Origin of the sequence: Streptomyces sp. NPDC048484, assembly GCF_040651415.1 — a bacterium.
Lineage (GTDB): Bacteria > Actinomycetota > Actinomycetes > Streptomycetales > Streptomycetaceae > Streptomyces.
On record NZ_JBEZJY010000016.1, the window covers coordinates 18,345 to 42,940 of the forward strand.

The window sequence follows — 24,596 nt, forward strand, 5'->3', positions numbered from 1 at the left end:
ACGGTCGTGGCAGGGAAGTCATCGGTCACGGCGTCAGTATGACGCGGGTACGGTTCGGGAGGGTGGGTCTGCCGGTCCCAGGAAAAGCCGAACGACCGTGATCCCCCGCGTCGGCCCCAGAGTGGGATCCATACCAGCCGACTCCGGAAGGACACCCCCATGAAGGCCGCCCAGATCACGAGTTACGGTGCCCCGGACGTTCTGCGGGTCAACGAGGTGGCCCGTCCCGCCGTGGGCGCGGGCGAGGTGCTGGTGTCGGTCGAGGCGTCCAGCGTGAACGGACACGACGCGATCGTGCGCGCCGGGGAGCTCAAGATGGTGTCGGGACGCAACTTCCCGATCGGTACGGGGCTGGACTTCGCGGGTGTCGTGGCCGAGACCGGCGCCGGTGTCGAGGGCTACCGGGTCGGGGACCGCGTGTGGGGCGCGGTGCATCCGCGGCAGCGGCACAGCATCGCTGGGGTGGCCGAGTACGTCGTGGTCCTCGCGGACCGTATCTCGCCCGCCCCGGCGGGCGTCTCGTCCGTCGACGCGGCCTCCCTGGTCGTCACGGGCGCGACGGCGCTCATCGCGCTGCGGGACTCCGTGCACGCCGCGGAGGGGGAACGGGTACTGGTCCGGGGCGCGGCTGGCGGAGTCGGCACGGCCGCCGTCCAACTGGCCCACGCGCTGGGCTGCCACGTGACCGCGTTGGCCCGCGACCGCCACGCCCAGATCCTGACCGGCCTGGGGGCCGACGAAGTCCTCGACTACGGCACCACCGCCTCGGACCGGCTCGGCCCGTTCGACGTCATTGTCGACACGGTCGGCAAGGAACTGAACTGCTATCGAAGCCGGCTGGCCAAGGGCGGCCGGATGGTCACGGTCGGCCTGTCTGCCCCCGCCCTGGCCGCCATCGCGGCGTCGACGGTGTACGGCTCCCGCCGCATCCGCACGTTCAGCGCGAACCCCGGCACGGCGGTGCTCCGCGATGTGGCCGCCCATGTCACCTCGGGTGCGCTGCGCCCGGTGGTCGCCGGGGTGTACCCGCTCGCGGAGATCGCGGCGGCGCACGAGGCGTTCGAGCGAGGCGGGGCCGTGGGCAAGCAGGTGGTGGCGGTGTCGGCGTAACCCTCCCGGCCCCTCCCGGCCCCTCCCGGAGACGGCACAGCCCTGCCGGCGCCGGTGTGGATCTGCGGACTCCCCCAGGTTCCCTCGCCGGGTTCCCCGGGTTCGCCGGGTTCCCCGGGTGACCACAGGTGATTACAGACACCCCCCAAGGCAGCACACAGCCAGCACGGGTAGAGCAGGAGCCCCGGATCACTCCGGGGCTTCACTGCTGTGACCTGCATGTTCTGCCGTCAGGAACGATCGCTGCTGCTCCGGCGTCTCAGATACCGTCCGCACATACGTGCCAGACTGCCAGGCTCACCCTTCCCCCAGCTGCCGCCCGACGACCACCCCTCAAGATCGCGCTACGCACAGACCCCTAGCGACTTCGCCCCAAGGGAGCCGAAACCGACAATGGACAGCACCGCAGCGACCTCGCTGGCGACCCTCTGGGACGAGGTCTTCGGGAGCCAGCCCGACCCCGACACCTGGGTCGTCGTCGCCACGATGGCCGCCGCGCTCGCCGTGATCGTCCCGCACCCGGTGTGGCGCCTCTCGCGCAACGCCATCACCATCGCCCACGAAGGCGGCCACGGTCTGATCGCGCTGCTCACGGGGCGCAGCCTCAGCGGCATCCGGCTGCACTCCGACACCAGCGGTCTCACCGTCAGCCGCGGCAAACCGACCGGCCCCGGCATGATCCTCACGGCCGCCTCGGGCTACACGGCTCCCCCGCTGCTCGGTCTGGGCGGCGCCGCCCTGCTGGCCGCCGGCCACATCACCGCCCTGCTCTGGCTGGCCACGCTGCTGCTCGTGGCCATACTGGTGATGATCCGCAACGCGTACGGCGCGCTCACGGTGCTCCTCACCGGCGGCACGTTCGTGGTGGTGTCCTGGCTGGCCGGCCCCCAGGTGCAGGCGGCGTTCGCGTACGCCGTCGTCTGGTTCCTGCTGCTCGGCGGCGTACGCCCGGCCTTCGAGCTCCAGGCGAAGCGCATGCGGGGCGGGGCGGGCGACTCGGACGCCGACCAGTTGTCCCGGCTGACGCACGCACCGGCGGGGCTGTGGCTGTTCCTGTTCCACACGGTGTCGCTGTGCTCACTGATAGGCGGCGGCAGGTGGCTGCTGGACGTGTGAAGGCTCCCTGAAAGGCCTCCGGGTGCGCGGAGCTGTGCCGATATACGGCTCCTCCCGCTCTCGACTCTCCGCTCTCGACTCTCCGCTCTCGACTTCGGCTTGGTTTCGTCTCGGCTTCGCTCAAGCGGGGACCCTGATCGTGGCGCGACCAGCCACAACGCGGGCCCGCCGAATCCACACCCCCCTTTCCCGGCCAAACCCAGCGGAGCGAACCCCCACTAAAGTGAGGGCATGCCCGTTAACCCCGCCCACACCGCCCTCTGGCCCGCCCCGCACGCGAGCGGAGCCGTCAACGCGACGGTCCACGTGCCCGGGTCCAAGTCGGTCACCAACCGCGCGCTCGTCCTGGCCGCCCTGGCCGCCGAGCCCGGCTGGCTCCGCCGCCCGCTGCGCTCCCGCGACACGCTTCTGATGGCCGGTGCCCTGCGGGCGATGGGCGTCGGTATCGAGGAGGGCGTGGGCCCCGACGGTTCCGGCGAGGCATGGCGTGTCATCCCCTCGGGCCTGCACGGCCCGGCCACGGTCGACGTGGGCAACGCCGGCACGGTGATGCGCTTCCTGCCGCCGGTCGCCACGCTCGCCGACGGTCCCATCCGCTTCACCGGCGATCCCCGTTCGTACGAGCGCCCGCTGAACGGCGTGATCGACGGCCTGCGCGCCCTCGGTGCCCGGATCGACGACGACGGCCGGGGCGCACTGCCCCTGACCGTGCAGGGCGGCGGGGCGCTGGAGGGCGGCCCGGTGGAGATCGACGCGTCCTCGTCCTCGCAGTTCGTGTCGGCTCTGCTGCTCTCCGGCCCGCGCTTCAACCAGGGCGTGGAGGTACGGCACACCGGCTCGACGCTGCCGTCCATGCCGCACATCCGGATGACCGTCGACATGCTGCGCTCGATCGGCGCCCAGGTGGACACCCCGGAGTCGGGCGGCGAGCCGAACGTCTGGCGGGTCACGCCGGGTGCGCTCCTTGGCCGCGATCTGACGGTCGAGCCGGACCTGTCGAACGCGCAGCCGTTCCTGGCGGCCGCGCTGGTCACCGGCGGTACCGTCGTCATCCCCGACTGGCCTGCCCGCACCACCCAGCCGGGCGACCGGCTGCGCGAGGTCTTCACCGAGATGGGTGGTTCCTGCGAACTGACCGACCGAGGTCTGGAGTTCACCGGATCCGGCTCGATCCACGGTATCGACGTGGACCTGGGCGAGGTCGGCGAGCTGACGCCGGGCATCGCGGCGGTAGCGGCCCTCGCCGACTCCCCCTCGACCCTCAGCGGCGTGGCCCATCTGCGGCTGCACGAGACGGACCGGCTGGCCGCGCTCACCAAGGAGATCAACGCGCTCGGCGGCGATGTCACCGAGACCGCCGACGGCCTCCACATCCGCCCGCGCCAACCGCACGGCGGGGTCTTCCACACCTACGACGACCACCGCATGGCCACCGCAGGCGCGATCATCGGCCTCGCGGTCAACGGCGTACAGATCGAGAACGTGGCGACGACGGCGAAAACTCTGCCGGACTTTCCCGATCTGTGGACCGGAATGCTCGGGAACTGACGGGCGGACCGGAATAATGCGCCGTTACGGCAAGCACACCGACGAGGACGACATCCCCGAGCGCCCGAACCGCAAGGGCAACCGGCCGCGGACGAACATCCGCCCCAAGCACGAGGACGCGGCGGAGGGCATGGTCGTCACCGTCGACCGGGGCCGGCTGACGTGCCTCGTCGAGGACCGCATGGTCTTCGCCATGAAGGCACGCGAACTGGGCCGCAAGGCGGCGGTCGTCGGCGACCGGGTGGCCATCGTCGGTGATATGACCGGCAAGAAGGACACTCTCGCCCGTATCGTCCGCATCGAGCCGCGGACCTCGGTCCTGCGCCGCACGGCCGACGACGACGATCCGTACGAGCGGGTGGTCGTAGCCAACGCCGACCAGCTGGCCATCGTCACGGCCCTCGCCGATCCGGAGCCGCGCCCGCGCCTGATCGACCGCTGCCTGGTCGCCGCGTACGACAGCGGTCTCGACCCGCTCCTCGTCCTCACCAAGTCGGACCTCGCGTCCCCCGACGAACTCCTGGAGTCGTACGGGGCGCTGGGGGTTCCCTATGTCGTGACAAGCCGTGCGGAGCTGGAGAGCGGCGAGGCCGTGGACCGCGTACGCAAGCAGCTGGACGGCAAGATCACGGCGTTCGTCGGGCACTCGGGTGTCGGCAAGACGACGCTGGTCAACGCGCTCGTGTCGCGGGAGCGGCGGCGGTCCACGGGTGTGGTCAACGCGGTCACCGGACGCGGCAGGCACACCACGACCTCGGCGCGCGCGGTCCCCCTGCCGGACGACGAGGGCTGGGTGGTCGACACACCGGGCGTACGGTCCTTCGGTCTGCACCACGTGGATCCGTCGCGGGTCATCAAGGCGTTCCCCGACCTGGAACCCGGCACGGAGGGCTGCCCGCGCGCGTGCAGCCACGACGAGCCGGACTGCGCGCTGGACGCGTGGGTCGCCGAGGGGCACGCGGACCCGGCCCGCCTGTACTCGCTGCGCCGACTGCTCTCGACACGGGAGCGGCGCGAGGGCGACTGATCCCCGCGTGACCTCTGTGTTGTTTGCATCCCTCTCGTAATGGTAAAGGCATAATCGCACCAAGCCGGATCCAAGCGAGACGAAGCGGTCACGGAGCGTGGGAGGGCATCACATGGCGTGGCTGCTGGTCGTCGTGGCGGGGTTCCTGGAGACGGGCTTCGCGGTCTGCCTCAAGCTCTCCCACGGTTTCACGAGACTCTGGCCGACGGTCGCCTTCTGCATCTTCGCGCTGGGCAGCTTCGGTCTCCTCACCCTGTCCCTGAAGAAGCTCGACGTGGGACCCGCCTACGCGGTGTGGACGGGCATCGGCGCGGCGGGCACCGCCATCTACGGCATGATCTTCCTCGACGATCTGGTGTCCACGCTGAAGATCATCTCGATTTCGTTCGTGATCATGGGCGTCATCGGCCTGCAGCTGTCGGGCTCGGCCAACTGAGCCGGCCACTTCGGCCGCTGCCCGTCCCGAGGACCGTCGGACCACGACCTCGTGTACGCGTACCCCGTGTACGCGTCAGACCACAGCCCCGTACGCGCGTGAGAGACCACGACCTCGTATGCGCGGGAGACCACGGCTCCGTGAACGCGTCCGACCACGGCTCCGTGAACGCGTCGGACCACGGCCCAGCACCCGCCTCAGACCACGGACCGCACCGTGGCCAGCGTGTCCCGGACCAGGCCCGCCGCACCCCCCTCCCCCGCCGGGGCCAGCACACACGACACCCCCAGCCGCACCGCGAGTTCACAGGCCCGGGCCAGCTCCGCCGCCTCGGACTTGGACCCTCCGGGTACGGCCAGCGAGACGACGGCGCGGTCCCGCACCAGCGTCACGAGGTCGCCGGGCGAGGGCAGCGGCCCGTCGGCCCGCCGCTGAGCCGGCACGGCCGAGGACGACGGCACGGCGGACAGGGTCAAGGAGGGCAGCCGCTCACCCCAGCACCCCGTGAGCATCGCCCGCACCAGCACGTTCCCCCGCGCTGCGGACGCCGTCCACTCCGCAGCGGCGGCCAGCCGCTCCCGGGGCTCCGGCCGGCTCACCAGAGCGCGTTCCACCCCGGCGAGGTAGGCATCGGCCTCCCGCCGTACGAGCGCCCGGGCAAGGCCTTCCTTGCTCCCGAACTCGTTGTAGAGGGTCTGCCGGGACACCCCGGCGACGGCGGCGACATCGACCATCCGCACGGCGGACCACGGACGGCGTCCGAGCGCCGTGTAGGCGGCGTCCAATAGGGATTCCCGCGCTGCAGGCATCATCGCCTCCCTGGGGCGATCGGCTCTGCGCATCAGAGTTGACGCGCACAGGGGCACTGTCAAGGGTTCGCGGCATCACCGAGAAGTGCGACGTACCAGGAGCGCCCCTTCGGGGGCGCGGGGCCGTGCCGATGTGCGGATCCGCCGCGGGACGCCGGCGGCCGGGGCCGCCCCGCAGTCATGGCACAACCTGGGCCTCTCCCCCCGTTTCCTGGGGACCGCCCGGAAGATACGGTTCACCCATGCTCGACTATCGCGATGACCTGCGCCTCGCCCATGTCCTGGCGGACGCCGCCGACGCCGCGACGATGGACCGGTTCAAGGCGCTCGATCTCAAGGTCGAGACCAAGCCGGACATGACACCGGTGAGCGAGGCCGACAAGGCCGCCGAGGAACTGATCCGCGGCCACCTCGGGCGGGCACGGCCGCGCGACGCGATCCTCGGCGAGGAGTACGGGGTCGAGGGCACGGGCCCCCGCCGCTGGGTGATCGACCCGATCGACGGCACCAAGAACTACGTACGCGGCGTGCCCGTCTGGGCCACGCTGATCTCGCTGATGGAGGCGGGCGAGGGCGGCTACCAGCCGGTCGTCGGCGTGGTCTCCGCACCCGCGCTCGCCCGTCGCTGGTGGGCGTCGAAGGGCCACGGCGCGTTCACCGGCCGCAGCCTGTCGTCCGCGTCCCGGCTGAAGGTCTCCGAGGTCTCACGCATGCAGGACGCCTCCTTCGCGTACTCCTCGCTGGGGGGCTGGGAGGAGCGCAGTCTGCTGGACGGGTTCCTGGACCTGACCCGCGAGGTGTGGCGCACGCGCGCGTACGGCGACTTCTGGCCCTACATGATGGTCGCCGAGGGCTCGATCGACATCTGTGCGGAGCCCGAGCTGTCGCTGTGGGACATGGCGGCGACCGCGATCGTGGTGACCGAGGCGGGCGGCTCCTTCACCGGCCTCGACGGCCGGCCGGGCCCGCACAGCGGCAACGCGGCGGCGTCGAACGGCATCCTCCACGACGAGTTGCTGGGATATCTGAACCAGCGCTACTGACCGGCGGGACCAACCAGCGTCACTGATCAGCGTTGCCCACCAGTGCTACCAACCAGCGTTACTGAGGCGCGTGGAGTCGTTCGGGGCACGGGCGACAGGGCACGCGCCCCGAACCTGCCGCGCACGCCCTCTTGTTGACCCTCCCTTTAACTGCGACTCTGAGAGTCCCCCCACTTGTGAACTTGTGAATTCGTTAACGAACGGATTCGTAGGAGGTGGCTCCGTCCATGCTCGTCCGCGACGCCATGAGCACGGTGGTCCTCACCATCGGCCCCGCCCACACCCTTCGTAAAGCCGCCGCACTGATGTCCGCGCGCTCCATCGGCGCAGCCGTTGTCCTCGATCCCGACGGCATCGGCATCGGCATCCTCACCGAGCGCGACCTCCTCAACTCCGTCGGCCTGGGCCAGAGCCCGGACACCGAGCGGGCCCATGCCCACACGACCACCGACGTGGTGTTCGCCACCCCGACCTGGACGCTGGAGGACGCCGCTCAAGCCATGGCACACGGCGGCTTCCGGCATCTCATCGTCCTCGACCACGGCGAGCCGGTCGGCATCGTCTCGGTCCGCGACATCATCCGCTGCTGGGCTCCCCTGCGGCAGCACGCCCCGGCCTGAGGGCACTCCGGCGGCCCGCTTCGACCCGCAGCCGGCGGGGAGAGTGGTGGACAGCGCCGGGACAGCAGTGGAAAAGCGAACGGGCCGGATCCCCGGTACGGAGGATCCGGCCCGCCCCTACGGCAAGCGTTCCAGTGCCGGCATCAGCCGCGCAGGGCCTGGCCGCGGCTTCCAGCCGCTTGCCGAAGTCTCCGTCGGCCTGACGGAAGTTGCCGATCCTGCCCCTTGGCCAAAGCCGAGTTCGATCCCACAATAGACAATGTCTAAGTCAAGCAAGGCTCCAAAGTCACACCTATTCAGGATCTGGTCAAGTAGCTGTTAAGCTGTGGCGCATGAGTGACCTGTTGGAACGACTGCGCGGACGCGGCTGGCGAATGACCGCGCAACGGCGTGTCGTGGCTGAGGTCCTTGAGGGCGATCACGTCCACCTGACGGCCGACGAGGTACATGCGCGGGCCGTCGTGAAGCTCCCGGAGATCTCCCGGGCGACCGTCTACAACACCCTGGGTGAGCTGGTCTCGCTCGGCGAGGTGCTGGAAGTCGCCACGGACAAGCGCGCCAAGCGGTACGACCCGAACGCCCACCGGCCGCACCACCACCTGGTCTGCGCCCAGTGCGGCGCGATCAAGGACGTGCACCCGGGCGGCAACCCGCTGACGGACCTCCCCGACTCCGAGCGCTTCGGCTTCACGGTCTCGGGCGTAGAGGTGACCTACCGGGGCGTGTGCCCGAACTGCGCGGCAGCCTGACGGCACGCCTTCCGAAGCCTCAGCCCCGAAGCTCCGGCCCGGAAGCATGGAAGCCCTGACCTCGTAGCCTTGACCTCGTAGCCCTGGCCCTGTGGGCCGGGGCTTTTCAGTACCCCGCCTCAGCACCCCGTTCCGGCGCTCCGTCGCAGTACCCGGTTCCAGCGCTCCGTCGCAGCGCTCCGTCGCACAGGCACAGAAAAACACCGAAGGCCCGGAACCAGTGGTTCCGGGCCTTCGGTCTTCAGTAGCGGGGACAGGATTTGAACCTGCGACCTCTGGGTTATGAGCCCAGCGAGCTACCGAGCTGCTCCACCCCGCGGCGATGAACTGAACGTTACGTCACCACCCCCGACCAGCGCAAATCCCTTGTCCGACCCCTGCCACCCCGGCGCGTCCGCCGCCCCGTCACGCCGACAGTTCCTGACGCAACGCGTCCCGCAGACGAGTCGCCCGCTCGGACACCTCGTCCGGCCCGAGCGACACCGCACGGTCGGCCCACCGCTGCCCCTCCGCGAGCTCCCCACGACGCGCGTAGACCAGAGCGAGCCGCAACGCCGCCCGCCCGTGCCCCGCATCGGCGGCGCGAGCCCACCACAGGGCGGCTTCCGGCTCACTCCCCTCCCGGGCCAGCAGCAGCCCCAGGTTGAACGCGCCGTTGCGGGACCCCGCCTCCGCGGCCTCCCGGTACCACCGGGCCGCCTCCACGACGTCCCCGCGGGCGGCTGCCAGCATCCCGACGCGCACCTGGGCGCGCCGGTGCCCCTGGGAGGCGGCCCGCTCGTACCACTCCTCGCACTCGCTCTTCTCGGTGGCCGGCTCCCCCAGCTCGTGCGCGGGCGAGGGCGGGCGCCGCGCGTCGAGCACGGTCGCCAGCCGGTAGGCCCCCTCCGCGCTGCCACCTCCCGCGGCGCACCGGAGATGCCGCTCGGCGGCCCCCTCGTCACCGTCCCGCAGCCGGGCGATGCCGACCTGCAGCGCTGCCTCCGTGTGCCCGGCGGCAGCGGCCCGCTCGTACCAGCGCAGCGCCGCCGCGTTCTCGCCCCGGCCCGCGCGCAGGATCCCGAGGTTGAACGCGGCGTCCACGCTGCCGGCCTCCGCGGCCTTGGAGAACCACGGCTCGGCCCCGGCCGCGTCGCCGACCTGGAGCAACAGGACGGCCAGGGCGTTCGCCGCCTCGCGGTGCCCCGCGTACGCCGCCCGCCGGTACCACTGTTCGGCCTGGGCGGTCCGCGTCTGCTCGGCACAGAGCAGCCCGAGGTTGTACGCGCCGTTCACGTCGCCGGCGTCCATCGCGGCCCGGTACCACCGCTCGGCGGTCTGCGTCTCGCCCCGCTCGGCGTGCAGCGCGCCCAGCGCGTTCGCGGCGTTCCCGTCGCCGTCCTGAGCCGCCCGCAGCCACCACACGGCCGCGCTCTCGGTGTCACCCGCGTCCCGCAGCAGGAAGCCCAGTGCGCAGGCCGCCCGCGCCTCGCCGTCCTTGGCGGAGGTCAGATACCAGCGCCCCGCCTCTTTCAGCTCTCCGCGCTTCTCCAGGATCGCCCCGAGGTGCAGCGCGGCCCGGCGGTGACCACGCGCGGCCGCCTGCCGGTACCACTGCTCGGCCGCTTCGCCGGCGCCCTCCGCGACACCGTTGTCGGTCTCGGCGTCGCCCGCCCGCGCGGTGGTCCGGTCCAGTGCCCGCGCGAGCCGGTAGGCCGCCTCGCGGTGTCCCCGCTCGGCGGCCGCGCGCATCCAGTCCTCGGCACGGGCGTCACCTCGGTGCTCCAGGAGATCGGCGAGCGCGTACGCGCCCAAGGAGTGCCCCTGCTCGGCGGACTGCCGCAGCCAGTACTCGGCGGCGGGCTCGTCGCCCCGCTCGCGGTGGTGGCGGCCCAGTGCGTGCGCGGCGGCCGCGGAGCCCGCGACGGCGGCGATCCGCCACCATCCGGCGGCCTCCTCCGCGTATCCGCGCTGGTGCAGGAGGACACCGAGGTTGTTGGCGGCGGCCCGGTCGCCGGCCGCGGTGGCAGCGCGCAGCTGAGGCTCGGCCCCGTCGAGATCACCGCGGCGGAGCAGCATGGCTCCGAAGACACTCATCGCCTCGACGTCGCCCTCTTGCGCGGCGAGCCGTTGACGAGCCTCCTCGACAGCCTCACCGGTTTCGTCCCGGTCGGAAGGCTGCACAAACCGCCCTGTATCCAACAGAGTTGCCTTGTCCCCCATAACGTCCATCGTCGCACCACCTGCAACCTGGGTACACCTGGTATACCGCAGCCAGTGAGGTCACTTCAGCGTTTTGTCGACATGCCCACAGAGAGACAAGTGAAACACAGTTCGCGCAACTCCCTCCCTCTGGCGCAGCCTTCACCGCGGCAGCACTGGTGAACGAGGAGCACTCACACACGGCCCGACGACGGTCCACAGCGAGAGTCCACGCACGCAGAAGGACCCGGATCCTTGGAGGATCCGGGTCCTTCAACTTCAGTAGCGGGGACAGGATTTGAACCTGCGACCTCTGGGTTATGAGCCCAGCGAGCTACCGAGCTGCTCCACCCCGCGCCGTTGTGTTGCAACCGTACCACGGCGCGAGGGGAGCTCCTGACTCAGCTGCTGTCCGGGTTCTTGCTGCTCGGACTGCTACTGGGACTACTGCTCGGTTTGCCGCTCTCCTCGGTTTTCTTGTCACCGGAGCCGCTGGGTTTGCCGCTGCTGCCTGCGCTCTTGTCGGCCGCCGCCTGGGCGTCCTCGGCCCGCTCCAGCGCGTCCTCCAGGTCCTTCTGCGCCGTTCCGTATGCCTCCCAGTCGCCCTTCTTGAGGGCTTCCTGGCCTTGCTCGAAGGCCTTCTGGGCGTCGTCGAGCGCTTTCTGGACCGTCGGGTCACTGGATGCCGGCGGCGGGTTCGTCTCGCTCTCGTCCGGTGGTTCGGCGGTCGAACCGTCGGCTCCGAAGACCTTGTTCAGCGCCTCCTCCAGCGTGTCCTCGAAGGCCGTCGCGCCTCCGTAGGTCACCAGCACCTTCCGCAGCAGCGGGTACTTGAGTCCCCCACCCTTCACGTAGACGGGCTCCACGTAGAGCAGGCCTCCGTCGAGCGGCACCGTCAGCAGGTTGCCGTACTCGACTTCCGAGTCGCCACCTCTGAGGAGCCTGATGGACTCGGCGATGGACGGCTCGGAGTTGAACTGGCTCTGCACCCGTTTAGGTCCGTCGACGGTTCTGCCGGTGGGCAGTTTGAGGACGTTGATCTTGCCGTAGTCGCTCGTGCCGGCTTCGGCGTTGACCGACACGAAGGCGCTCAGGTTGTCGCGGCCGTTCGGTGTGAGTGTCGTCGTCAGGGAGAACGCCTGGGACTGCTCACCCGGCATCTTCATGCTGAGGTAGTACGGCGGCACCGCGTTGCCCGACTTGTTGGTCGGGTCGTCCGGCACCTGCCACACCTCGCTGCCGCTGAGGAACGTCTCCGCGTCCTTCACGTGGTAGCGGGTCAGCAGCTCCCGCTGGACCTTGAACAGGTCCTGCGGGTACCGCAGATGGTCCATGAGAGCCTGCGGGATGTCGGACTTCGGCTGCACCGTCCCGGGGAACGCCTTCTTCCAGGTCTTCAGGACCGGATCCTTGGTGTCCCACTCGTAGAGCGTCACCTTGCCGGTGTACGCGTCGACGGTCGCCTTCACCGAGTTGCGGATGTAGTTGACCTGGTTCTGCTGGGCCACCACCGCCCGCTGGTTGTTGGCGGCGGTCAACGAGTCGGCCGTCGTGTCACCGAGGGTGGTGCGCGAGGCGTACGGGTAGCCGTTGGTCGTCGTGTACGCGTCGACGATCCACTCGATCTTGTCGCCGACGACCGCGGGGTAGGCGTCCCCGTCGATGGTCAGCCAGGGGGCCACCGCCTCGACGCGCTCCTTGGGCGTGCGGTTGTAGAGAATCCGCGAACCCTCGCCGATCGCGCCGGAGTAGAGGATCTGCGGCTCGCTGAACGCCACCGCGTACGCCGCCCGGTTGACGGGGTTCGAGAGGTTGACGCCGCTCTTGCCCTTGTAACTGGTCGTCTTCTCGCCGGTGTCGTCGGAGTAGTCGATCTCCTTCTGCGGACCGCCGACGATCGAGTACTGGCTGGTCTTCTCGCCGTAGTAGATCCGCTGCTGGTACTCACCGAGGTCGCCCTTGGACGGCAGGTCGTACTCGGTGAACTCCGGGCGCCCCTCGGCGTCGGCGTTGGTGCCCTTGGCCGCGACCACTCCGAAGCCGTGCGTGTAGCGGAAGTGGTTGTTGATCCAGTTGCTCTTCGGAATGCCCTGCAGGTTCAGCTCGCGCAGACCGATGACGGTGTCCTGGTCCTTGCCGTCCTTGCTGTAGCGGTCGACGTCCAGGTTCGACGGGAACGCGTAGTAGTTCCGCACCTGCTGGAGCTGCTGGAACGTGGGCGAGACGACGTTCGGGTCCAGGAGCCTGATACTCGCGGCGCCGTCGGCGTCGTCGCGCAGCTTGGCCTTGTCCTTGGTCGTGCTCGCACCCGCGTACTCCTTGACCTCGGTGCCGTTGATCCCGTACGCGTCACGGGTCGCCTTGAGGTTCTTCTCGACGTACGGCGCTTCCTTGGCCTGCTCGTTCGGCTGGACCTGGAACTTCTGCACGATCGCCGGGTACAGACCGCCGATGAGGATCGCCGAGAGCACCATCAGGCCGAAGCCGATGACGGGCAGCTGCCAGGTGCGGCGCCACAGGGTGGCGAAGAACAGCAGGGCGCAGATGACCGCGATGCAGAAGAGGATCGTCTTGGCCGGCAGGTACGCGTTGGCGTCGACGTACCTGAGGCCCGTCCAGTTGCCGGTCGCCTTGAAGTCACTGGACTTCACCGCGAGCCCGTAGCGGTCGAGCCAGTACGCGACCGCCTTCAGCGCGACGAAGATGCCCAGCAGCACCGACAGGTGACCGGTGGCCGCTGCCGTGGCGCGCGCTCCGGGGCTGGTGACGCGCAGCCCGCCGTACAGGTAGTGCGTCAGCGCGGCGGCGATCAGGGAAAGGATCGCGGCCGCGAAGCCGAAGCCCAGCATGAAGCGGTACCAGGGCAGGTCGAAGGCGTAGAAGGACACATCGAGGTGGAACTGGGGGTCCTTCTGGTTGAAGGCCACTCCGTTCACCCACATGAGCCACGTACGCCACTGACCCGCCGCGGACGCGCCCGCGATCAGCCCGACCAGTGAGGTGATCCCGAGAAGGATCCACTTCTTGTACGGGGCCACGCCCATCCGGTAGCGGTCGAGGCTCTGCTGCTCCATGGACATGGCGCTGAGCGGCGGCCGCAGGCGGTGGGCCAGCCAGATGTTCACTCCGACGGCCACAGCCATCAGCAGTCCGAAGACGAAGAACAGGCCGATCTTGGTCCACAGGGTGGTCGTGAAGACGGAGGAGTAGTTCACCGACCGGTACCAGAGCCAGTCCGTCCAGAACCCCGCGAACATGACGAAGGCCATGGCCAGCACGGCCAGTACGCCCAGTGTCATGAGCAGGGTCCGAACGCGCCGGGACGGTCGGCCCACTCTCATCCGCGGCCCTGACGGGCCTCCGCCGCGGTCCGGCATCTGGAAAGCCAAGGTGCGCACCTCGAAGTTCGCTGTTGGAATCTGGGGACCCTGCAAACGCCGGGCCACATCTATGCAACTTACTAATGCTTTACTCGGTTCCCGCTTCCGGGGCCGAACGAGGCAGGATTGTGACCATGTCCAACACCACCTCCTCAGGCACCCCCATGGCGGCGGGGCCCCTCACCCGCGCCGTCCTCGAAATCGACGAGTACGTTTCCGGGCTCGGCTGGGACCAGCCCGCCCGGCTCTTCGCTCTGGTCGACACCACCCGACTGCGTTCCCAGGAACCGGGGCTCGCTGAGCGTCTCGGTCTGACCGAAGACGTACCCGAGGGCACCCTCACACCTATTGAGCAGGACGAACTCCCGGCGGGCAGCCCGCTGGACGAGTTCCTCGGCACCATCGCGTGGCCGGACGCCGTGGTCGGTTGCGCGCTGTCCGTGGAGCGGCTGATGCTGCCGCCGTCCGCGGAGGTGTCCGTACCGGACGGCCTCGACGAGTCCCGGCTGGCGAAGTGGGTCGCCGAGCACCCGGAGCGCCAGGAGGTCCGGATGACCGTGGCGGTACTGCGCGGCGGGAAGCGCGATTCGGCACTGCGGTTGCGCGAGAAGGACGCGGCGACCGACGTGCTCACCGGATCCGACCTCGTGCCGGGACTGGCCGAGGCACTCACGGCGACGTTCGCGGAGTAGTCCGGAACCTCGCGGCCTGTGCCTGTCGCGGCGCTGGTGCCGCGGCAGGCAACGTTTGCCCGTTGAGGAGCCGCGGCCTGTGCCTGCCGGTGCGCTAGCCGACGCATTTCGGCAGGTCGGCCGTGTCGCCGCCACGGATGTCCTTGAGGGCGCCCATCGCGTCGTCGATGGTGTCGACCTTGATGAGCGTGAGCCCGTCGGGGACGTCACGGGCGGCGGCCGCGCAGTTGTCCTTGGGCGTCAGGAAGTACTGGGCGCCCTTGGCCCTGGCACCGACCGTCTTCATCTCGATTCCACCGATCGGGCCGACTTTGCCGTTGTCGGCGATGGTGCCGGTGCCGGCGACGAACTTGCCGCCGGTGAGGCTCCCAGGGGTCAGCTTGTCGACGATGCCGAGGGAGAACATCAGACCGGCGCTGGGGCCGCCGACATCGGCGAGCTTGATGTCGATGGTGAACGGGAAGGTGTGGTCGGTCCCGGCCGAGATACCGACGATCGCGCGGTCCTCGCCGTCGTCGTCGGACTTGACGGTGGTGACCGTGACGTCCTCGGTTCTGGTCGCCGTCGTGTTCTTCTTCTCGGCGGCGGCCTGTTCCTTGACGGGCACGATCGTGAAGACGGCCTTCTCGCCCGGCTTGTGCTCGGTGACCAGCTTCGCCACGTCACCGGGCTCCTTCACCTCTTTGCCGTCGACAGCCTTGATCACGTCACCGGCGTGCAGTCGGCCCTCGGCGGGGGTGTCCTTGACGACGGTGGAGACGATCACCCAGGACTTCACCGGGATGTCCAGTTCCTTGAGGGCCGCGACCTTGGCACTCTCCTGGGACTGGCTGAACTCCTCGGCGTTCTCCTGCGTCGACTGCTCCTCCGTCTTGCCGTTGGGGTACAGCGTGTCGTGCGGGACCACCTTGTTGTCGTGTGCCAGCCAGCCGGACACGGCTTCGACGAGGTTCATGTTGTAGTCGGCGCTGGTGACCCGGACGGTGGTCATGTTCAGATGGCCACTCGTCGGATAGGTCTTGCGACCGGAGATGTCGAGAACCGGCTCGCCGTCGTGCTTGCCGAGCGTGTTCACCGTCGGGCCCGGTGACATCTCCGAATACGGCACGTTGATGAAGACTCCCGCACACAGGAGCGCGATCAGCATCAGGGTGGAGGCGAGCATCGTCGCGGTGCGGCGTGGCATGGAACGACAGTACGGGACCCCACTGTCAACGCACCGTCGGGGCCGTCCGTCCGGGGGCCGACGACCGGTCAGACGTCCGTGTGCGACTTCTCCATGGCCTCGCGGAAGCGTGTGTAGCCCGCGAGCTCGTGACCGTCACCGATGGTCTTGCGGTTCCGTCCCGCCCAACTGCCCCAGGCTCCGGCACCGATCGCGGCGAAAAATGGAATCAGCAACCAGGCGAGCGCCGCCATGCCGACCTCCCAACCCCGATGAACCACCGCAACTGACTGATCAGCAGATTAACCATCTGCTTGTTCAACGCTCACGGCAGGGGTCGGGTTACGCAACCGGAGGCCCGGACGGGTGAGGCCGGGGGGTCTGAAGGGGTCGATGGGACTGGCGGGGCTGATGGGACGAATGCGCTCTCGGGGGAGACAGGACTCCCGTGCGGTCAGCAGGTCAGCAGGCCCCGACCCATTCCTCCGTACCGTCGGAGAATTTCTGGTGCTTCCAGATCGGGACCTCGTGCTTCAGGTCGTCGATCAGCTTCCGGCATGCCTCGAAGGCCTCGCCCCGGTGCGGACAGGAGACGGCGACGACCACCGCGAGATCACCCACCCGCAGGTCACCGATTCTGTGCACGGCGGCCAGCGCCCGCACCGGATACTCCGCGACGACCTTCTCCGCGACCCGCCGCATCTCGGCCTCGGCGCTGGGGTGGCAGGAGTACCCGAGGGCGTCGACGTCCGCTCCCCCGTCGTGGTTGCGTACGGTCCCCACGAAGAGCGCGGTCCCTCCGGAGGCGTCGTCACCGACGGCCCGGAAGACCTCGTCCAGGGAGAGGTCGGTCTCCCGAATCGCCAGCAGCTTGATGGGCTCCCGCGCGGCGTGCTCACCAGGATGATCATTCATGAGTGCCATACCCCCATCGTGCCCCACCCCGGCGTGGGGGCCTTCTGCAGGAACACCTCAGGAACACCTTCAAGCGGTCCACCCCTTCCGCCAACCTCACGTCCGCCTCCGCCTCAGATCCGCCTCCGGGCCTTCCGCGCCCGCCGCACCAACGCGGCCGTGCCGAGCAGGGCGACCGTCGCTCCCGCGGCTCCCGCCGCGGTGGCGTCCTTGCGTCCGAGCCGCCGTCCGGCGACGGTGTGCCTTCCGGCGACCTCTCCCAGGAGTTCGGCGAGGACCTCCTCGTTGGTCCACTGGGGCCGCCACCCGGCATCGTGCAGCCGGCTCCCGCTGACCACCCAGGGATACATCGTGTACGCGAGGTCCCCGGCCGGCGACGGGGTGAGCCCGATCCGGTGGAGCCGGGCCGCGGCTCCCAGGGCGATGGCTGACGGCAGCTCCATCCGCCGGATCCCGCTGAGCTCCTCGACCTCCTCCTGCTCCAGCCACCCGTCACAGCCGACGGCCAGCTCTCCCTCGACCTTCTCCAGGGCGGCGTACTCCAGAGCGGCGCACAGGTCCTCGACGTGGCAGAACTGCCAGGCGGGCCGGGAGTCGGCCACGACCAGGAGTCGAGGTGACTCGAAGTACCTGGTCAGCGCTGTGTCAGTGCCTCCGACGAGCACGGCGGGACGGACCACGGTGACGTTGAGCCCGGGATGCGCGCGGGGTGCCCGCCGGGCGAGCCGCTCGACCTCCAGCAGGTCCCCGACCCCCGTGGCCTCGGCGGTGGCCCGTAGCTCCGCGTCTTCGGAGAGGGGCAGTTCGTTGTCGGGCAGCGCTCCGTACACCATGGCCGACGTGCACAGCACGACCCGGTGGACCCCGGCGGCCGCGGCAGCCGTGAGCACGGTCTGGGTACCCCGCACGTTGTACGCGGTACGCGCCGCCGGATCCGTCTCCAGATCGAGGTCGAGTGCGAGGTGCACCACGACGTCCGCTCCGCGGAGCTTCTCGGCGATGGCCGGGTCCCGGACGTCCAGGATGTGCCACTGCACGCCCGCGCACTCACCGCGCCGCTCGTCGATGGCGATGACCTGCTTGATCTCGTCACTGGCGGCGAGCCGCTCGGTGAGCATCGCGCCGATCCCGGCCGCGGCGCCGGTGATCGCGACGACGGGACCGCGTACGGCGGATGTCCCGCCGGCCCGCGCCGCCGACGTCGAGGGGTGGTCTTCGGGCGTCGGGTGGGTTGAGGGGTTTCGCGCTGCGCGAACCTGTGGATCTGGGGAACTCACCGGGCGTCTCCAGCGGTTGTCTTCAGTAAGAACGCGACTGACGCGTACGTACCAGGTGGCATCCATCCTGCCGCAGCCGCCGAGTCGGCGACGCACCGAGGCCCGAACCGGTTGTGGTGTCTACGCTGGGTGGTGATGCAGGGCAGCCGCCGTCGGAGCGAACCGGCGGCCTTAACAGCCGAGGAATCCCGTGAGTGACACCCCATTCGGATTCGGCCTTCCGCCGGAGGAGCCGGAAAACGGCGACGAGGGCAAGAAGAAGGACCAGGAGAGCGGTGGTGGTCAGGGACCTGCCAACCCGTTCGGTTTCGGGCCCGGAGGACCTGGAGGCGACAATCCGCTCGCAGCCATGTTCGGTTCGCTGAACCCCAACGATCTGGGCGCCGCGTTCCAGCAGCTGGGCCAGATGCTCTCCTACGAGGGCGGCCCGGTGAACTGGGACATGGCCAAGCAGATCGCCCGCCAGACGGTCTCCCAGGGCACCTCCGACAGCACGAAGGACTCGAGCATCGGCCCCGCCGAGCGCACCGCGGTCCAGGACGCGGTCCGTCTGGCCGACCTGTGGCTGGACGACTCGACGTCGCTGCCGTCCGGTGCCGCCTCCGCGGTGGCCTGGAGCCGCGCGGAGTGGGTCGAGGCGACCCTGCCGGTGTGGAAGGAGCTCGTCGACCCGGTCGCCGAGCGCGTCGGCGCGGCCATGGGCGACGTCCTTCCCGAGGAGATGCAGGCCATGGCGGGCCCGCTCCTCGGGATGATGCGTTCCATGGGCGGCGCCATGTTCGGCACGCAGATCGGGCAGGCCGTCGGCATGCTGGCGGGCGAGGTCGTCGGCTCGACCGACGTCGGTCTGCCGCTCGGCCCGGCCGGCAAGGCCGCGCTGCTGCCGCTGAACATCGAGGCGTTCGGCAAGGACCTGGGGATCGCCCAGGACGAGGTGCGCCTCTACATCGCCCTGCGCGAGGCCGCTCACCAGCGGCTTTTCGCCCACGTGCCGTGGCTGCGCTCGCATCTGTTCGGCGCGGTCGAGGGGTACGCACGCGGGATCAAGGTCGACACGGCCAAGCTGGAGGACGTGGTCGGCCAGTTCGATCCGCAGAACCCCGAGGAGCTGCAGGCGGCGCTTCAGCAGGGCATGTTCCAGCCGGAGGACACTCCGGAGCAGAAGGCCGCGCTGGCCCGCCTGGAGACGGCGCTCGCGCTCGTCGAGGGCTGGGTGGACGCGGTGGTCCACTCGGCCGCGAAGCCCCGCCTGTCGTCCGCGGACGCGCTGCGCGAGACGCTGCGCCGCCGTCGCGCCACGGGCGGTCCGGCGGAGCAGACCTTCGCCACGCTGATCGGCCTGGAGCTTCGTCCGCGACGCCTGCGGGACGCCTCCCGCCTGTGGGCCTCGCTCACCGACGCGCGCGGCGTCGACGGCCGGGACGGCCTGTGGGCGCACCCGGACATGCTGCCGACCGCCTCCGACCTGGACGACCCGGACGGCTTCGTGCACCGCGAGCAGCTGGACTTCTCCGAGCTCGACAAGATGCTCGGCGAGGCCGCGGGCGGTTCACCCGATCAGCCGAACCTGACGAAGGAAGAGACCAAGGGCGAGAGCAAGGGCGGGGACGGGGCCGCGGACAAGGACAAGGGCGACGACGACAAGTGAGCCTGTACGACGACGCTGTCGTGGTCCTCAAGGGCATCGAGGGACAGGACGAACTGCGCCAGGCCTACCTCGACCACCTGGAGGCTCATCCGGACGGCATGTGGAAGGCCTGTGCGGCCGGGCACGTCACGGCGAGCGCCCTGGTGATCGATCCCGGCCACGGCAGGGTTCTGCTGACTCTCCACAGGAAGCTTCGGATGTGGCTCCAGATGGGCGGGCACTGCGAGCCCGGGGACGCCACCCTGGAGGCCGCTGCCCTGCGTGAGGCCACGGAGGAGTCGGGCATCGCGGGGCTGACACTGCTGCCGGGCGGCCCCGTACGGCTCGACAGGCATCCCATCCCGCCGCCGTGTCACTGCCACTTCGACGTCCAGTACGCGGTCGTGGCCGTCCCGGGCGCAGTCCAGGAGATCAGCGACGAGTCCCTCGACCTGCGCTGGTTCGCGTACGACGAGGTGGCGCGGGTGGCCGACGACTCGGTCGTACGCCTCGTGGCAGCGACACGGGCAAGGCTCTGAGGAACGGGTAAGGGGCGACCGCAATAGCGACCGCCCCTTACATCACGCCAGTCTTCAGGGGGACGCTCCGAAGAGCGTCCCCGGAGCGCCTGCGCGACGAAGAGCCATCAACGGCCCCTAGGGCGTGTTTCGAAAGTAGCGTCGTCCGCCCGGAGGGCGGGCCCGGCGGCGTCAGGTGCGTGCTCTCGGCGTGCCGGGCGTAGACCCTCGTACTGGACGTACTTGGGTCTGCGCCCGGTGCGGCGAGAGTGCGTGCATGGCGTCGCCGGGCAGACGGGACTTTCGAAACACGCCCTAGCTCCAGGCGTTGCCCTGGTTCTGTCCCCGGGCCCCCTGCTGTCCCATTCCGTACTGGGCGGCGACGCCTGACCCGAGCACCGCGTTCTGCGGCGGCAGCATCTCGCTGGGCTGGACGAGCGCGTACCCCTGGCCCATGAAGCTGAGCTCCCAGCCCTCACCGGTGTTGCCGCGACGGCGGAAGACTCCGGAGGAATGCGTCTGGGCCTGCATCTGGACGCGCAGACCCGTGGACCAGGCAACGATCGCGTCGGCGTCGCAGTTGACGTATTTGTCGGGCGTGACCTGCAGCATCAGCGGCATGCCCGACGTCATCAGCGCGACCTTGCCGCGCCCGGAGATGTTGAGCTGATACTTGCCGGAACCGGAGATGCCGTACTGGCTGTCCACGGCGATCACGTCGTGGTGCAGCGAGGAGTCCATCGCCAGGACATAACTGCTGTCCACGGTGAGACCGTCCTGGTCCACGTCCACCACATGGATGTGCTGGGCGAGGTTGGCCAGGTAGACGGTGCCCTGCCCGTGGCAGCGCATCAGGTCGAGGCCCTCCCCGGTGTGCGCGCGCGAACGCTGCTGTCCGGAGTTCTGGAACTCGGCGTCGAACTCCACAAGACCCTGGTAGGCGATCATGGTGCCCTTGCGGGCGAGCACGTCGTCGTGGCCCTCCAGAAGAACGCGCAGCATCTGCTTGTTCTGCAGGCTGTAGCGGTCCTGGGACTGCTGGTCGTTGTAAGCGAAAAGCGGGCTCTGCATGGTGTGTCCTCCCCCTCAGCCCCGGACCCGGAGACGGTCGGTGCTGTCCTCGCTGGGCTGGACGACGACGATGCCCTGTCCGGAGAAGGCCATCTGGAAGGCCTCGCCGCTGCCCCGCCCGATCAGCGACTGTGCCTTGAAGCTGCGCTTGCCCTTCACCTTGAGGTTCGGGGACCAGGCGACGAGCGCGTCCGGGTCGACGTACGTCTCGTCCTCGCCGCCTCCGCAGTCGACGACTATGGGCTTGCCCCGGGAGGTCAGCGCGACCCAGCCCTGCCCGGAGATCTTGGTGTTCCACAGTCCCTGGCCGGCGAACTTCGCCAGCCCCTTGACCCGCTCGACACCCCACGTGAGGTGAGCGTCGAAGGCGAGCAGGTTGGTGGCGTTGACGGAGATCGCGTCGCCGTTGAGGTTGATGACGACGACGTTCGCCCCGTAGTCGGAGAGGTAGAGCAGGCCGTCTCCGGAGCACTTCATCAGGGGTGCGCCCTCGCCGGTCATCCAGTCCTTGGCGATCTGGCGCACGGCCGGCGGATTGGGCTCGTACTGGACGAAGCCCTCGTAGGCGACCATCGACCCCACGCGCGCGAGGAGGTCGTTTCCGGTCTGCATGGCGACCTTGAGCATGTGATTGCCGTGGTTCTCCATGCGCGCGGCAACGGGTGCCGGGGCGAAGCCCGCGAGTTGCTGGTTCATAAAACGGGCTCCCTCAGACCTCGTACGGCTGGACGACGATGAAATTGCCGGGCGCGCCGCGGAACTGGAGGTTCACGCTCTCCCCTGTGTCGCCCGGGTAGGCGTTGCGGCGCATCCGTACCTGGCTGGAAACGATCACCTGAGAGGCGGCGGACCACGCGACGACGGCGTTGCAGTCGGCGAACGTCGTCGGCGTCACGGGCAGGACGACAGGCACACCACGCGTCTTCACTACGATCGTGCCGGTCCCCTGGAACTGCATCGTGAACAGCGCGCCTCCGGGGATGCCGTGCCCCTCGACGCGGCGCACCTCGTACTGCAGCGTCTCGTCGAAGGCCAGGACGTTCTCCGCGGAGACGCAGACGGCGTCTCCCTGCAGCTCGATGGGGTGCAGCATGGCGCCGTTCTCCGCGAGGAAGACCTGGCCACGGCCCGAACAGCGCATGAGCTGCATCTCCTGGCCGGTCGCGTTGCCCACGACCCGGCCGGAGAACCCTGCGCCCTTGTAGCTGAAGTCGACCTTGCCCTGGTAGAGCACCATGCTGCCCTGGCGGGCCAGTACGGCCTGGTCGCCGCCCATGCCGAGATCGACACGGACCATCTTCTTGTTCTGCTGGGTCCAGCGCTGCCCGGTGGGCGTCTCCTTGTACGCCTGCAGCGCCGCGGTGACACCGGCACCACCCGGGGGAGCGCCCTGCGGCACCCCGTACGCGGCGGGCGCACCCAGGGCGCCGGGCTGACCCGGCACCTGGCCGAACGGCGGCTGCTGGCCATAGCCCGGAGGCGGAGGCGGAGGCGGAGGCGGAGGCGGAGGCGGAGGCGGAGGCGGAGGCGGAGGCGGAGGCGGAGGCGGAGGCGGAGGCGACTGGCCGTAACCGGGAGGCGGGGCGGGTGCTTGAGGTGCTTGCGGTTGTCCGTAACCGGGCGGCAGGGGTGCGCTCTGGCCGGGGGCCTGGCCGTACGGCGGCTGCTGGCCCGGCTGCCCATACGGCGCGGGAGCTGGTGCCGGAGGCGGTACGGGGGCACCACTCGGCGGAGTCATGGGCGCGATGATGGTCGGCGCAGCGTGCACCGAAGGTGCGGGCGCCGGCGGCGGCGTGGGCCCCGGGGGCGGCACGAAACCCTGAGCGGGCTGCGGTGCGGGAGCCGGCGTGGCGGGGCCTGCGGGAGCCCCGAACGCGGGCGGCACGGAGGCCTGGGCCGGCGGCGCGAACGACGGGGCGCCGTCCTGCGGCGCGGGCGCGGCGACCGGCTCCGCCTCGGCGACCTCGCCGCCGAAGTTCTTCAGCAGCGCGTCGAGTCCGCCGTCGAAGCCCTGCCCGACCGCGGCGAACCGCCAGACGTCCTTCAGGTAGAAGTCGCCCAGCATCACGGCGCGTTCGGTGGAGAACTCGGCGCCGGTGAAGGAGTACCGGGCCACCTCCTCGCCGCCCGCCACGATACGGATGTAGCCGGGGGCGATCTGGGACATCTGCCCCACGCCGTCGACGGTCGCCGTGAAGGACAGTTTCTGGATCCGCGGAGGGATCTTGTCGAGGGTGACGCGGAAGGACTCCGAGTCGCCCGCCTGCGCGCCCAGAAGCTGGACGGACTCCTCAGGAGTCTTCGGCTGGTTGAAGAAAACGAAATACTGGTCGTCCGACAGCCGCTCGTCGGCGTCCAGACCGAAGCAGCTGATGTCGAAGGTCAGCCCGGGACCGGTGATCTGCACGCCTACGTACAGATCGGTGCCCGCGGTGAGGTCACTGATCCTGGCCTTGTGGCCGCGTTGGAATTCCCTGGCCATGCGTAACGACCGTCCCCCATCCCGAATACAAGTGCGTCGCGTCAGGCTAACGGCAAAATCCAGCCGCGGACGAGGCCGGTACAGACCCGGTACAAATCCCTGCCACCGACCGTCCGGCCAGGGGTCCGGCTCAGGCCGGCGTCACTCGCCGCGCGCCGCGGGCAGGTGGGGCAGCCAGTCCGCGGCGACCACTCCTTCGAGGTAGCCGCGGGCCCGCTCGGTCCGCGGGTAGGCCTCCAGGAGCCGCCAGAAATCGGCTCCGTGACCAGGTACGAGCAGATGTGCGAGTTCGTGGACGAGGACGTAGTCGACGACGTACTCGGGCATGCCCTGCAAGCGGTGCGAGAGTCGAATACTGCCCTCGGCCGGGGTGCACGAGCCCCATCGCGTGTTCTGGTTGGTGACCCAGCGCACCGAGGTGGGCCGGGCCCGGCCGTCGAAGTACAGCTCCGAGAGCCGGGCGGCACGCTCGGACAGTTCCGTGTCGCCGAGCACCCGCTTGTTCTCCTGGGCGGCCAGCTTGTCGAGCATGACAGTGACCCAGCGCTGCTCCTCCGCCTCGGACATCCGGGCGGGAATGAGCACGACGGTGCGATCGCCCTCACGGTACGCGGAGACCGTTCTGCGTCGTCGCGCGCTCCTGCGGACCTCGATCGCGCTCGCCCCCGAGCCGCTTGGCGGCTGGCTCGTCGTGCTGCGCTGTGGGTTTCCGGCGCGGTGCAGTGGGTCGGCGGGCACGCCCCGACGTTACCCGTTGCACAAGGGGGAAGTCCCGTCTCCGGTACGCATCGATGCCGAACCGCACCCCATGGGCTCGATTTATACGACGA

At 69.7% G+C, this 24,596-nt stretch carries 22 protein-coding genes and 2 tRNA genes; 11 read left to right on the top strand and 13 right to left on the bottom strand.

Features of this window, described 5'->3' with window-relative positions; all coding sequences use genetic code 11:
• The first annotated feature begins 159 nt into the window (after positions 1–159).
• The 5 genes from AB0D14_RS17695 (at position 160) to AB0D14_RS17715 (ending at position 5,237) form a co-directional block, all read left to right on the top strand.
• The gene (locus AB0D14_RS17695; RefSeq protein ID WP_362779765.1) at positions 160–1,110 is read left to right on the top strand and encodes an NAD(P)-dependent alcohol dehydrogenase; all 951 of its coding nucleotides are present in this window, start codon (positions 160–162) and stop codon (positions 1,108–1,110) included.
• A 393-nt stretch (positions 1,111–1,503) separates the two neighbouring features.
• Positions 1,504–2,226: a M50 family metallopeptidase gene (locus AB0D14_RS17700; protein WP_362779768.1), complete on the top strand. Its 723-nt coding sequence runs from the start codon at positions 1,504–1,506 to the stop codon at positions 2,224–2,226.
• A 231-nt stretch (positions 2,227–2,457) separates the two neighbouring features.
• Entirely contained in the window at positions 2,458–3,774 is a 1,317-nt protein-coding gene (aroA, locus tag AB0D14_RS17705; RefSeq protein ID WP_362779771.1) for a 3-phosphoshikimate 1-carboxyvinyltransferase, read from the top strand.
• Positions 3,775–3,790: 16 nt separating this feature from the next.
• On the top strand, positions 3,791–4,801 hold the full coding sequence (gene rsgA / locus AB0D14_RS17710) for a ribosome small subunit-dependent GTPase A (RefSeq protein WP_362779773.1): 1,011 nt from the start codon (positions 3,791–3,793) through the stop codon (positions 4,799–4,801).
• Between the two features lie 112 nt (positions 4,802–4,913).
• On the top strand, positions 4,914–5,237 hold the full coding sequence (locus AB0D14_RS17715) for a multidrug efflux SMR transporter (RefSeq protein WP_362779775.1): 324 nt from the start codon (positions 4,914–4,916) through the stop codon (positions 5,235–5,237).
• Positions 5,238–5,434: 197 nt separating this feature from the next.
• Here AB0D14_RS17715 and AB0D14_RS17720 read toward each other — a convergent pair whose 3' ends face one another.
• On the bottom strand, positions 5,435–6,049 hold the full coding sequence (locus AB0D14_RS17720; protein WP_362779778.1) for a TetR/AcrR family transcriptional regulator: 615 nt from the start codon (positions 6,047–6,049) through the stop codon (positions 5,435–5,437).
• Positions 6,050–6,288: 239 nt separating this feature from the next.
• On the opposite strand from AB0D14_RS17720, the gene hisN reads away from it, so the two are divergent.
• The 3 genes from hisN to AB0D14_RS17735 all read left to right on the top strand — a co-directional run bounded on the left by hisN (position 6,289) and on the right by AB0D14_RS17735 (position 8,458).
• Positions 6,289–7,089 (top strand): histidinol-phosphatase, encoded by an 801-nt coding sequence (gene hisN / locus AB0D14_RS17725; protein WP_362779780.1) that lies wholly within the window; start codon positions 6,289–6,291, stop codon positions 7,087–7,089.
• Between the two features lie 227 nt (positions 7,090–7,316).
• The gene (locus AB0D14_RS17730; RefSeq protein WP_362779782.1) at positions 7,317–7,709 is read left to right on the top strand and encodes a CBS domain-containing protein; all 393 of its coding nucleotides are present in this window, start codon (positions 7,317–7,319) and stop codon (positions 7,707–7,709) included.
• A gap of 332 nt (positions 7,710–8,041) precedes the next feature.
• The gene (locus tag AB0D14_RS17735; RefSeq protein WP_362779784.1) at positions 8,042–8,458 is read left to right on the top strand and encodes a Fur family transcriptional regulator; all 417 of its coding nucleotides are present in this window, start codon (positions 8,042–8,044) and stop codon (positions 8,456–8,458) included.
• Positions 8,459–8,703: 245 nt separating this feature from the next.
• On the opposite strand, the gene AB0D14_RS17740 is transcribed toward AB0D14_RS17735, so the two are convergent.
• From AB0D14_RS17740 to AB0D14_RS17755, 4 genes are all read right to left on the bottom strand, one after another.
• Positions 8,704–8,777, bottom strand: a tRNA-Met gene (locus AB0D14_RS17740).
• 86 nt (positions 8,778–8,863) lie between these two features.
• Positions 8,864–10,669, bottom strand: a complete 1,806-nt coding sequence (locus tag AB0D14_RS17745; RefSeq protein WP_362779786.1) for a tetratricopeptide repeat protein — start codon at positions 10,667–10,669, stop codon at positions 8,864–8,866.
• 253 nt (positions 10,670–10,922) lie between these two features.
• Positions 10,923–10,996, bottom strand: a tRNA-Met gene (locus AB0D14_RS17750).
• A 44-nt stretch (positions 10,997–11,040) separates the two neighbouring features.
• A complete protein-coding gene (locus tag AB0D14_RS17755; protein WP_362780077.1) occupies positions 11,041–14,016 on the bottom strand; it encodes a UPF0182 family protein in 2,976 nt (991 codons plus the stop codon).
• Between the two features lie 137 nt (positions 14,017–14,153).
• On the opposite strand from AB0D14_RS17755, the gene AB0D14_RS17760 reads away from it, so the two are divergent.
• On the top strand, positions 14,154–14,711 hold the full coding sequence (locus AB0D14_RS17760) for a PPA1309 family protein (RefSeq protein WP_362779788.1): 558 nt from the start codon (positions 14,154–14,156) through the stop codon (positions 14,709–14,711).
• Between the two features lie 94 nt (positions 14,712–14,805).
• Here the strand turns inward: AB0D14_RS17760 and AB0D14_RS17765 are convergent, their stop codons facing one another.
• The 4 genes from AB0D14_RS17765 to AB0D14_RS17780 all read right to left on the bottom strand — a co-directional run bounded on the left by AB0D14_RS17765 (position 14,806) and on the right by AB0D14_RS17780 (position 18,068).
• Positions 14,806–15,897 (bottom strand): PDZ domain-containing protein, encoded by a 1,092-nt coding sequence (locus AB0D14_RS17765; RefSeq protein WP_362779790.1) that lies wholly within the window; start codon positions 15,895–15,897, stop codon positions 14,806–14,808.
• Positions 15,898–15,965: 68 nt separating this feature from the next.
• Complete coding sequence (locus tag AB0D14_RS17770) at positions 15,966–16,130, bottom strand: hypothetical protein (RefSeq protein WP_362779792.1); 165 nt, start codon at positions 16,128–16,130, stop codon at positions 15,966–15,968.
• 208 nt (positions 16,131–16,338) lie between these two features.
• Positions 16,339–16,800, bottom strand: coding sequence for a molybdenum cofactor biosynthesis protein MoaE (locus AB0D14_RS17775; RefSeq protein ID WP_362779795.1), 462 nt, complete (start codon positions 16,798–16,800; stop codon positions 16,339–16,341).
• 104 nt (positions 16,801–16,904) lie between these two features.
• On the bottom strand, positions 16,905–18,068 hold the full coding sequence (locus AB0D14_RS17780) for an SDR family oxidoreductase (RefSeq protein ID WP_362779798.1): 1,164 nt from the start codon (positions 18,066–18,068) through the stop codon (positions 16,905–16,907).
• Positions 18,069–18,258: 190 nt separating this feature from the next.
• On the opposite strand from AB0D14_RS17780, the gene AB0D14_RS17785 reads away from it, so the two are divergent.
• Together AB0D14_RS17785 and AB0D14_RS17790 are read left to right on the top strand one after the other, a co-directional pair.
• Complete coding sequence (locus AB0D14_RS17785) at positions 18,259–19,716, top strand: zinc-dependent metalloprotease (protein ID WP_362779800.1); 1,458 nt, start codon at positions 18,259–18,261, stop codon at positions 19,714–19,716.
• A complete protein-coding gene (locus AB0D14_RS17790; RefSeq protein ID WP_362779802.1) occupies positions 19,713–20,234 on the top strand; it encodes an NUDIX hydrolase in 522 nt (173 codons plus the stop codon). Before AB0D14_RS17785 ends, AB0D14_RS17790 begins: the two co-directional genes overlap by 4 nt.
• A 294-nt stretch (positions 20,235–20,528) precedes the next feature.
• On the opposite strand, the gene AB0D14_RS17795 is transcribed toward AB0D14_RS17790, so the two are convergent.
• The 4 genes from AB0D14_RS17795 to AB0D14_RS17810 all read right to left on the bottom strand — a co-directional run bounded on the left by AB0D14_RS17795 (position 20,529) and on the right by AB0D14_RS17810 (position 24,504).
• A complete protein-coding gene (locus AB0D14_RS17795; RefSeq protein ID WP_362779805.1) occupies positions 20,529–21,284 on the bottom strand; it encodes an AIM24 family protein in 756 nt (251 codons plus the stop codon).
• Positions 21,285–21,299: 15 nt separating this feature from the next.
• Entirely contained in the window at positions 21,300–21,980 is a 681-nt protein-coding gene (locus tag AB0D14_RS17800) for an AIM24 family protein (protein WP_055610520.1), read from the bottom strand.
• Positions 21,981–21,993: 13 nt separating this feature from the next.
• Positions 21,994–23,766: a TerD family protein gene (locus tag AB0D14_RS17805; protein WP_362779808.1), complete on the bottom strand. Its 1,773-nt coding sequence runs from the start codon at positions 23,764–23,766 to the stop codon at positions 21,994–21,996.
• 141 nt (positions 23,767–23,907) lie between these two features.
• The gene (locus AB0D14_RS17810) at positions 23,908–24,504 is read right to left on the bottom strand and encodes a M48 family metallopeptidase (protein WP_362779810.1); all 597 of its coding nucleotides are present in this window, start codon (positions 24,502–24,504) and stop codon (positions 23,908–23,910) included.
• Between the last annotated feature and the right edge of the window lie 92 nt (positions 24,505–24,596).